Origin of the sequence: Burkholderia sp. RF2-non_BP3 (assembly GCF_001522185.1) — a bacterium.
In the GTDB taxonomy this organism is placed as follows: domain Bacteria; phylum Pseudomonadota; class Gammaproteobacteria; order Burkholderiales; family Burkholderiaceae; genus Burkholderia; species Burkholderia diffusa.
Genome location: NZ_LOSU01000067.1, coordinates 201,500 through 209,846, shown reverse-complemented (window position 1 = coordinate 209,846; position 8,347 = coordinate 201,500). Strand labels below are relative to the sequence as shown.

8 protein-coding genes are annotated in these 8,347 nt (G+C 67.3%); 5 read left to right on the top strand and 3 right to left on the bottom strand.

Annotated features, from left to right (window positions below; translation table 11 throughout):
* Positions 1–76 precede the first annotated feature (76 nt).
* From WS45_RS30690 to WS45_RS30670, 5 genes are all read left to right on the top strand, one after another.
* Positions 77–1,063, top strand: coding sequence for an ABC transporter permease subunit (locus tag WS45_RS30690; protein ID WP_059691981.1), 987 nt, complete (start codon positions 77–79; stop codon positions 1,061–1,063).
* Positions 1,060–1,899: an ABC transporter permease subunit gene (locus tag WS45_RS30685; RefSeq protein WP_059535122.1), complete on the top strand. Its 840-nt coding sequence runs from the start codon at positions 1,060–1,062 to the stop codon at positions 1,897–1,899. The genes WS45_RS30690 and WS45_RS30685 overlap by 4 nt, the downstream gene beginning before the upstream one ends.
* A gap of 101 nt (positions 1,900–2,000) precedes the next feature.
* Complete coding sequence (locus WS45_RS30680; RefSeq protein WP_059703210.1) at positions 2,001–3,575, top strand: DUF3138 family protein; 1,575 nt, start codon at positions 2,001–2,003, stop codon at positions 3,573–3,575.
* A 112-nt stretch (positions 3,576–3,687) separates the two neighbouring features.
* Positions 3,688–4,992, top strand: coding sequence for an NAD(P)/FAD-dependent oxidoreductase (locus tag WS45_RS30675; RefSeq protein ID WP_059703222.1), 1,305 nt, complete (start codon positions 3,688–3,690; stop codon positions 4,990–4,992).
* 25 nt (positions 4,993–5,017) lie between these two features.
* Positions 5,018–6,319 carry an NAD(P)/FAD-dependent oxidoreductase gene (locus WS45_RS30670; RefSeq protein ID WP_059691972.1) on the top strand — a complete coding sequence of 434 codons (1,302 nt, stop codon included), beginning with the start codon at positions 5,018–5,020 and terminating at the stop codon, positions 6,317–6,319.
* A gap of 123 nt (positions 6,320–6,442) precedes the next feature.
* Here WS45_RS30670 and WS45_RS30665 read toward each other — a convergent pair whose 3' ends face one another.
* From WS45_RS30665 to WS45_RS30655, 3 genes are all read right to left on the bottom strand, one after another.
* On the bottom strand, positions 6,443–7,108 hold the full coding sequence (locus WS45_RS30665; protein ID WP_059535116.1) for a DUF799 domain-containing protein: 666 nt from the start codon (positions 7,106–7,108) through the stop codon (positions 6,443–6,445).
* 10 nt (positions 7,109–7,118) lie between these two features.
* Positions 7,119–7,547, bottom strand: coding sequence for a DUF4810 domain-containing protein (locus WS45_RS30660; RefSeq protein WP_059535114.1), 429 nt, complete (start codon positions 7,545–7,547; stop codon positions 7,119–7,121).
* A gap of 82 nt (positions 7,548–7,629) precedes the next feature.
* Positions 7,630–8,301 (bottom strand): CsgG/HfaB family protein, encoded by a 672-nt coding sequence (locus tag WS45_RS30655; protein ID WP_185500359.1) that lies wholly within the window; start codon positions 8,299–8,301, stop codon positions 7,630–7,632.
* Positions 8,302–8,347: the final 46 nt, after the last annotated feature.

Sequence of the window (8,347 nt, the reverse complement as noted above, 5' to 3'; positions counted from 1 at the left end):
CCGGCGTGGAACGACGACGTGTTCGTGTCGTGGTCGCCGGCCAGCGGCGTCGTGCTGACGCAGTGAGGGCGACATGATGAGAACTTCCGCTTCCACGCCGTCCGCGCCGGTCCAGCCCGGCGCCACCGCTGCCACACATGCCGCCAAACGCCGCGGCCGCTTCGCCGCGCTGTCGCGCTTCCTGCCGTCGGGCCGCGGCATCGCGATCGGCGTGCCGTTCCTGTGGCTCACGATCTTCTTTGCGCTGCCGTTCGTGCTGGTGTTCAAGATCAGCTTCGCCGACCAGGTGATGGGCATCCCGCCGTACACGTCGCTGGTCGAGATCAAGGACGGCGTCGTGCACTTCGCGCTGCAGCTGTCGCACTACGCGTTCCTGCTGCAGGACGACCTGTACATCGCGACCTACCTCAGCTCGCTGAAGATGGCCGCCGTGTCGACGGTGCTGTGTCTGCTGATCGGTTACCCGATGGCGTACTACATCGCGCGCTCGGAACCGGGCCGGCGCAACGTGCTGATGATGGCCGTGATGCTGCCGTTCTGGACGTCGTTCCTGATTCGCGTGTACGCATGGATCGGCATCCTGAAGGATGACGGCCTCCTGAATCACACGCTGATCGCACTGGGCATCATCCACACGCCGCTGCGCCTCTACCACAGCGATGCGGGCGTCTACATCGGGATGGTCTATTCGTACCTGCCGTTCATGGTGATGCCGCTGTATGCGCACCTCGTGAAGATGGATCTCACGCTGCTCGAGGCCGCGTACGACCTGGGCGCCAAGCCGTGGGTCGCGTTCACGCGCATCACGCTGCCGCTGTCGAAGAACGGGATCATCGCCGGCAGCCTGCTGGTGTTCATTCCGGCGGTCGGCGAGTACGTGATTCCGGAGCTGCTCGGCGGCGCCGACACGTTGATGATCGGCCGCGTGATGTGGGACGAGTTCTTCAACAACATGGACTGGCCGATGGCGTCCGCGGTGACGGTCGCGATGGTGCTGCTGTTGCTGGTGCCGATGGCGCTGTTCCAGTACTACCAGGTCAAGGAACTGGAGGAAGCGAAATGATCAAGCCGAGCAAACCGCTGTCGACGGGCGTTCTCGCCTTCGGCTTCCTGTTCCTGTACATCCCGATCATCAGCCTGGTCGTGTACTCGTTCAACGAGTCGAAGCTGGTGACGGTGTGGTCGGGCTTCTCGCTGAAGTGGTACGCGGCGCTGTGGCAGGACGACGAGCTGCTCACGGCCGCGTGGCTGTCGCTGAAGATCGGCCTGTTGACGGCCACCGCGTCGGTCGTGATCGGCACGTGGGCGGGCTTCGTGCTCGCGCGCTTCGGCCGCTTCAAGGGCTTCACGCTGTACACGGGGATGATCAACGCGCCGCTGGTGATTCCGGAGGTGATCCAGGGGATCTCGCTGCTGCTGCTGTTCGTGGCGCTGGAGCAGATGTTCGGCTGGCCGAAGGGTCGCGGGATGGTGACGATCTGGATCGGCCACGTGATGCTCTGCGTGTCGTACGTGGCGATCATCGTGCAGTCGCGCGTCAAGGAGATGAACAAGTCGCTGGAGGAAGCCGCGCTCGACCTGGGCGCGACGCCGCTGAAGGTGTTCTTCGTGGTGACGCTGCCGCTGATCTCGCAGGCGCTGCTGTCGGGCTGGCTGTTGTCGTTCACGCTGTCGATCGACGATCTGGTGCTGTCGGCGTTTCTGTCGGGGCCGGGCTCGACGACGCTGCCGCTGGTGGTGTTCTCGCGCGTGCGGCTCGGGCTGAACCCCGAAATGAACGCATTGGCGACGCTGTTCATCACGGCGGTGACGATCGGCGTGATCGTCGTGAACCAGATGATGATCGCGCGCGAGCGGCGCCGGGTGGCCGACTTGAAGGCGGCGTTCGCGGCGGCCTGACTTCCCTCTTCCCTTTCCATCGATAACAAGACCCGCGCGCCGCACGATGCGGCGCGCGAACCGATCACACATTGACAGGCCCACGACAAGGAGAATCCGCAATGAAGAAGAAACTGATCTGCCTGCTGGTGGCCGGCGCGTTGCCGGGCATCGCGCTGGCCGACTCGACCTCCGCCGAAATCAAGGCACTGCAGGCACAGGTCGCCGCGCTGCAGAAACAGATGAAGGCCATGCAGGCGCAGCTCGCCGCGAAGCCGGGCGGCGCATCTGTCGCGCAGGCCGGCGCGACGGCCTCCGCCAAGCCGGCGATGGTGGCCGCCGATCCGTCCTCGCCGGACTACGGCAAGGCTCAAGCCACGCTGACCAACGACGAAGTCAGCGAAATGAAGCAGCAGATCGCGAACCAGCAACTGAAGGTCGACTCGCTGACGGACGCGGCCAACACCGGGCCGCTCGCGGGCCTGTCGGTCACCGGCTACATCGACCCGACCTACATCTACAACCGCGCGGCCGGCACGTCGTCGTTCCTGTTCGCGAACCACGAGAACGCGTACAACTACTTCAACAGCACGTTCGGCGATCTCTACCTCGACATCAAGAAGACCTTCGGCGTCGGCCCGATGGCGCCGTCGGCGGAGATCACGCTGATGCCGAACCGCGGCAACGGCATCACGCTGCTGCAGAACTCGCGCGGCTCGATCACCGACAACCTGCTGAACACGGCGGTCGTCAACGTGCCGATCACCGCGTCGACGACGCTCGTCGCCGGTTTGATCCCGAGCTTCGGCGGCTACGAGGTGCAGCAGTCGAACCAGATGCTCACGCTCACGCACAACCTGCTGTACGATTTCTCGGATCCGGGCAGCTACGTCGGCGTCGGCGCGAACTACACGAAGGGCAACTGGGCGTGGAAGTTCTTCCTCGGCAATGAGCAGTACCGCACGTACGGCTCGGTCACGCAGACGGGCACCAATGCGCTCGGCGACCCGATCAGCACGAGCAACAAGGTGCCGACCTTCACCGCGCGCGCGGACTACACGTGGTCGAGCGCGCTCGATATCGGTGGATCGTTCAACATCGGGCGGCAGACGCTGGCGAGCGCGATCGACGATCAGGGCGTCGTGCACTACGGCCCGGGCGGCGCGGCGCCGAGCGCCTATGGTTCGTTCTTCTTCGGCGAACTCGACGCGACCTACACGCTCGCCGATGTTCAGTACAACGCCGAAATCGACTACGGCCGGCAGCAGCATGCGGCGTTCAACGGCGGGCTCGCGCAGTGGTACGGTCTGTCGCTGCTCGCGCACCGCAAGTTCAACGCGCCGGTGGTCGGCCGCATGGGCGTGACGCTGCGCTACGACCTGCTCGCCAACACGAAGAACGGCGGCGGCGGTGGCGGCATCGCGCTGAACGGCAACGGGATGGATCCGAACAACGGCTTCGGCGTCGACGCGGACTGCCTCGCGATGTCGAAGGCCGGCGGCGGCCTGGGCTTCGAGTGCAAGGGCGCGGTGCGCCAGGACGTCGCGCTCGACCTGCTGTTCTACCCGACCCAGCAGATCACCGTGAAGGTCGAATACCGGCACGACTGGGCGAACAACAAGGTGTTCCTGCGCAACGACGGTTCGTACGGCAAGTCCAACGACCTGCTCGCGACGCAGTTCATCTATTCGTTCTGATGCGGGCCACGCGGGACGCCGTGCCGCGTGCATGGCGTCCCGCATCGTTTCACCCGGCCGGATCGCGGTGCGTCGCGCACCGGCGCCGGCCGTCCTCGAGGGAGTCGGTTTGATGACGCAGTCTTTCACCGCCCGCGCCGACGCGCTCGCGCGCGACTCGTACTACGAAGCGACCGCCGCGCGCCCCGCGGTCGACGATCCCGTGTTGGAAGACGCGATCGACGTCGACGTGTGCGTGATCGGCGCGGGCTTCGCGGGCTTGTCGACGGCGCTCGATTGCCGCGCGCGCGGGCTGTCGGTCGCCGTGATCGATGCGCACCGGCCCGGCTGGGGCGCGTCCGGCCGCAACGGCGGCCAGGCGATCACGGGCTTCGCGAAAGACGAGGTGATCGAGCGGCAGCTCGGCGCCGCCGGCGCGCGTGCCGCGTGGTCGCTGTCGCTCGACGGCGTCGCGCTGATCGCCGAACGCATCGCGCGCCACGGCATCGACTGCGACTTCACGCGCGGCTACCTGACGGTCGCGACGAAACCGCGCCGCATCGCGGACCTGCGCGCGTGGATGGATGCCGCGACGTCGCGCTGGGGCCATCCGTCGCTGTCATGGCTCGACACCGGTGCGATCCGTGCGCGCATCGCATCGTCCCGCTATCTGGCTGGCGTCTACGATCCGCTGTCGGGCCACCTGCATCCGCTCAAGTATTGCCTCGGTCTCGCCGACGCCGCGCGCCGCGAAGGCGTCGCGCTCCATGCGCACACGCCCGCCCTCGACGTCGTGCGCGGCGCGCGGCCGGTCGTGCGCACGCCGTCGGGCGAAGTGCGCTGCCGCTTCGTCGTGTCGTGCTGCAACGCGGGCCCCGGCGGCATCCTGCCGGCCGCCACCGCCGCGCGCATCGCGCCGATCGCGTCGTACATCATCGCGACCGAGCCGCTCGGCCGCGCGCGCGCCGACGCGCTGATCGCGCAGCGCGAAGCCGTGTGCGACAACAACTTCTTCCTCGACTATTTCCGGCTGTCCGCCGACCATCGCATGCTGTTCGGCGGCCGCGCGAACTCCGCGGGCGCGTCGCCCGATACGCTCGCCGAAACGATCCGTCGGCGCATGGTCGGCGTGTTTCCGCAGCTCGCCGACGTGCGCGTCGACCACGCGTGGGGCGGCTTCGTCGACGTCACGCGCAACCGCGCGCCGGACTTCGGCGCGCTCGATCCGAACTTCTTCTACGTCCAGGGCTTCAGCGGGCACGGCGTCGCGCTGACCGGCATCGCCGGACGCGCGATCGCCGGCGCGATCGCGGGCGACACCCGCGCGTTCGACCTGTTCGCGCAGCTGCGCCACCGGCGCTTTCCCGGCGGCGACGCGTGGCGGCAGCCCGCGCTCGAACTCGGGATGCTGTATCACCGCGTGCGCGAGCTGTTCTGAGTCCCCTTCATTCGCTTTCCTGATCATGCAGACATTCGCCAACCAGCCGCACGTCGCGTCGTATTACGCGGCGACCGCCAACGATACGACCCGCCATGCACCGCTCGCCGGCGCGACCGACGCCGACGTGTGCGTGATCGGCGCGGGCCTCACCGGTTTGTCCGCCGCGCTCAACCTCGCCGAGCGCGGCCATTCGGTGACCGTGCTCGAAGCGTCGCGGGTCGGATGGGCGGCGAGCGGGCGCAACGGCGGCCAGCTGATCGGCGGCTTCGCATGCGGCATCGACACGTTCGGCAACTTCATGCCGGAAGGCGACGTGAAGCGGATCTGGGACATGGGGCTCGAAACGCTGTCGCTCGTGAAGTCGCGCATCGCGCGGCACGACATCGACTGCGCGCTCATGCCCGGCTACCTGACCGCCGCGAACACCGAGCGCGACGCCGATGCGCTGAAGCGCTGGCGCGACGAGGCCGCGAAACGCTTCGGCTACGACCGCTTCCATTTCGTCGAAGCGGACGAGCTCGGCGACTACGTGCAGTCGGCGCGCTATCGCGGCGGCCTGTACGACCCCGACAGCGGCCACCTGCATCCGCTGAACTACACGCTCGGGCTCGCGCGTGCGGCCACCGACGCCGGCGTGCGGATCCACGAGGACAGTTGCGTGACGCGCGTGCGCGACGTGTCGGGCGGCCACCTCGTCGAAACCGGCCAGGGGCAGGTGCGCGCGCGCTTCGTCGTGCTCGCGTGCAATACGTACGTCGGCACGCTCGCGCCCGCGCTGTCGAAGAAGATCATGCCGGTCGGCACCTACGTGATCGCCACCGAGCCGCTCGGCGAAGCGCGCGCCGCCGCGCTGATGCCCGCGCGCGCGGCGATCTGCGACAGCCGCTTCGTGCTCGACTATTTCCGGCCGGCGCCCGACACGCGGCTCGTGTGGGGCGGCAAGGTCAGCTATTCGACCCGGGAGCCGCGCGATCTCGCGGCGGCGATGCGCGCGGACATGCTGAAGACGTTCCCGCAACTCGCGGACGTCAAGGTCGACTACGCATGGGGCGGCTTCGTCGACATCACGATGAACCGCGCGCCGCACTTCGGGCGCGTCGCGCCGACGATGTATTTCGCGCAGGGCTTTTCGGGGCACGGCGTGAACACGACCGCGCTCGCGGGCAAGCTGATCGCCGAGGCGATCGACGGCCAGGCGAGCCGCTTCGACCTGTTCGGCAAGATCCGGCATCGCGACTTCCCCGGCGGCGCGGCGCTGCGCACGCCGGCGCTGGTGCTCGCGATGAGCTGGTACCGGCTGCTCGACGCGTTCGGCATGCATTGAGCGGGCCGCATCGGAGCGAAACGAAAAACGGCCGCGCAACATGCGCGGCCGTGCAATCGAATCGCATGACATCGGTGCGTCGGGCACATACCGCGCCCGCGCGCCGCGTACGACATGCGCCGGTCAGTCCGTTCCGAACTTCGGCGAATGCGGACCGTACAGCAGCCCGTTGGGCGGACCGGCCGACAGCAGCCGCGTGCTGGTGAACGCGGCGACGTCATGGCTCTGGTCCATCAGCGTGTTCGCGATCTGCTTGACCGCCGCCACCACCAGCATGCCGATCAGGCCGCCGCCGCCGTTGTTGCCGCCTTCGTCGCTGCTCGCGCTCGCCCGGCCCTGCCACAGCACGTCGCCGGTACGCAGGTCGACGAGCTTCGCCGAGGCCGACACGACCGTTGCGCTCGCAAGGATCCGGTAGACGGTGCCGTACTGCGACACCTTCGAATACAGCGCGGCATCCGCACCGAAGATCTCGCGCAGCTTCGCGGGCGGCGTCTGCTGGATCTCGGCCGCGTTGGTCAGGCCGTTCTGCTTGAACGTCTCGTCCATCACGGCGACCGGCACCACGTAGTAGCCGGATTCGGCGAGCGGCAGCGTCATCTGCGACAGCATCCCGTAGGTCGCCGCCACGTCGGACGTTTCGTTGATGGGCGGCAGGACGAGGATCGAGCGCGGCTGGCTCTTCTTGAACGCCGTGTAGTCGGGTCGTTTCACCGGCTGCGCGCACGCGCTCAGCAGCGCGACGATCGACAGCACGGACATCAGCTTGAATGAGAGTGTCTTGAACATGGCGGGCGCGTTACGGTTTGGCGGTGGTCGAGGCGGTATCCTTCTGGCCGGCGATCGCCTGGGCGGCCGGCTTCTGAACCGCTGCCTTCGACGCGTCGGTCTTTTTCTTCATCAGAAAATCCATGAAGGTCGACGATTCCGGGAACGACTGCTTCTCGGCCTGCAGTTCCTGCTCGGCCTGCTGCTCGTTGCCGACGCTCGCGTACAGCATCCCCAGATGCGCATGGAAGCCCGGCGGCGGCATCTTGCCCTTCGCGCGAATCTCCTGCAGCGCCTTTTCGAGCGCGTCGATCTGCTCCTGCGGCGACTTCTGCCCCTTGAAGTATTCGTACACCTGCGGCTGATAGCCGTTCCACTGATAAAGCGGCGGCGTGGAGCTCGCGCAGCCTGCGAGCAGCAAGGCGGCGGCCGTTGCCGGCAGCCAGTTACCCCGTTTCATGGTCTGTTCTCTTTTGATGTCGTTGTCGATCGGTCCAGCGCGGCGCCGGCCCCGGCGCGCGCTGCTGCAATGGCTGGGACGCTTATTGCGGCGCCTTCAGCGTGCCGGCGTCGACCTGGTCGACGAGATGATTCACGGCTTCCTGGATCGCAAGGTCCAGCACCTTGCCGTTGAGCGTCGAGTCGTAACCGGCCGTGCCGCCGAAGCCGATCACTTCCCGGTTCGACAGGCTGAACTCGCCCGCGCCCTGGCTCGACGCGACGACTTCCGACGTCGTCGTGTCGACGATGTTCAGGTTGACCTTCGCATACGCGACCTGCGTCTTGCCGCGGCCGAGGATGCCGAACAGCTGGTGATCGCCGACGTCCTTGCGGCCGAACTCGGTCACGTCGCCGGTCACGACGTAGTTCGCGCCCTTCACGGCCTGCGCCTTCTTCATGAAACCGGCTTCCTGCTTGATCTCGTCGAGGTTCTCGCGATCGAGCACGTTGAAGCGGCGGCTCTGCTGCAGGCGCGTGACGAGGATCGTCTTCGCCTGTCCGCCGAGGCGGTCGATGCCGTCCGAGAAGATGCCGCGCATGTAGCTCGAGCGGTTGTCGAACTTGCCGACCGCGATCGCGACGGGCTTGCCCGCATACGGCTTCTGCGCGCTGCTCACGGCCGGCACGTCGAGCGTGCGCGACGATTCGGTCGCGCAGCCGGACAGCGCCGCGACGAGCGCCGCCGCCACGAGAACGGTGCGTCGTGTCTGAATGTTCACTGCTGGTCTCCTTGCGTGAAAAGATTGCCCGGAACGGGCG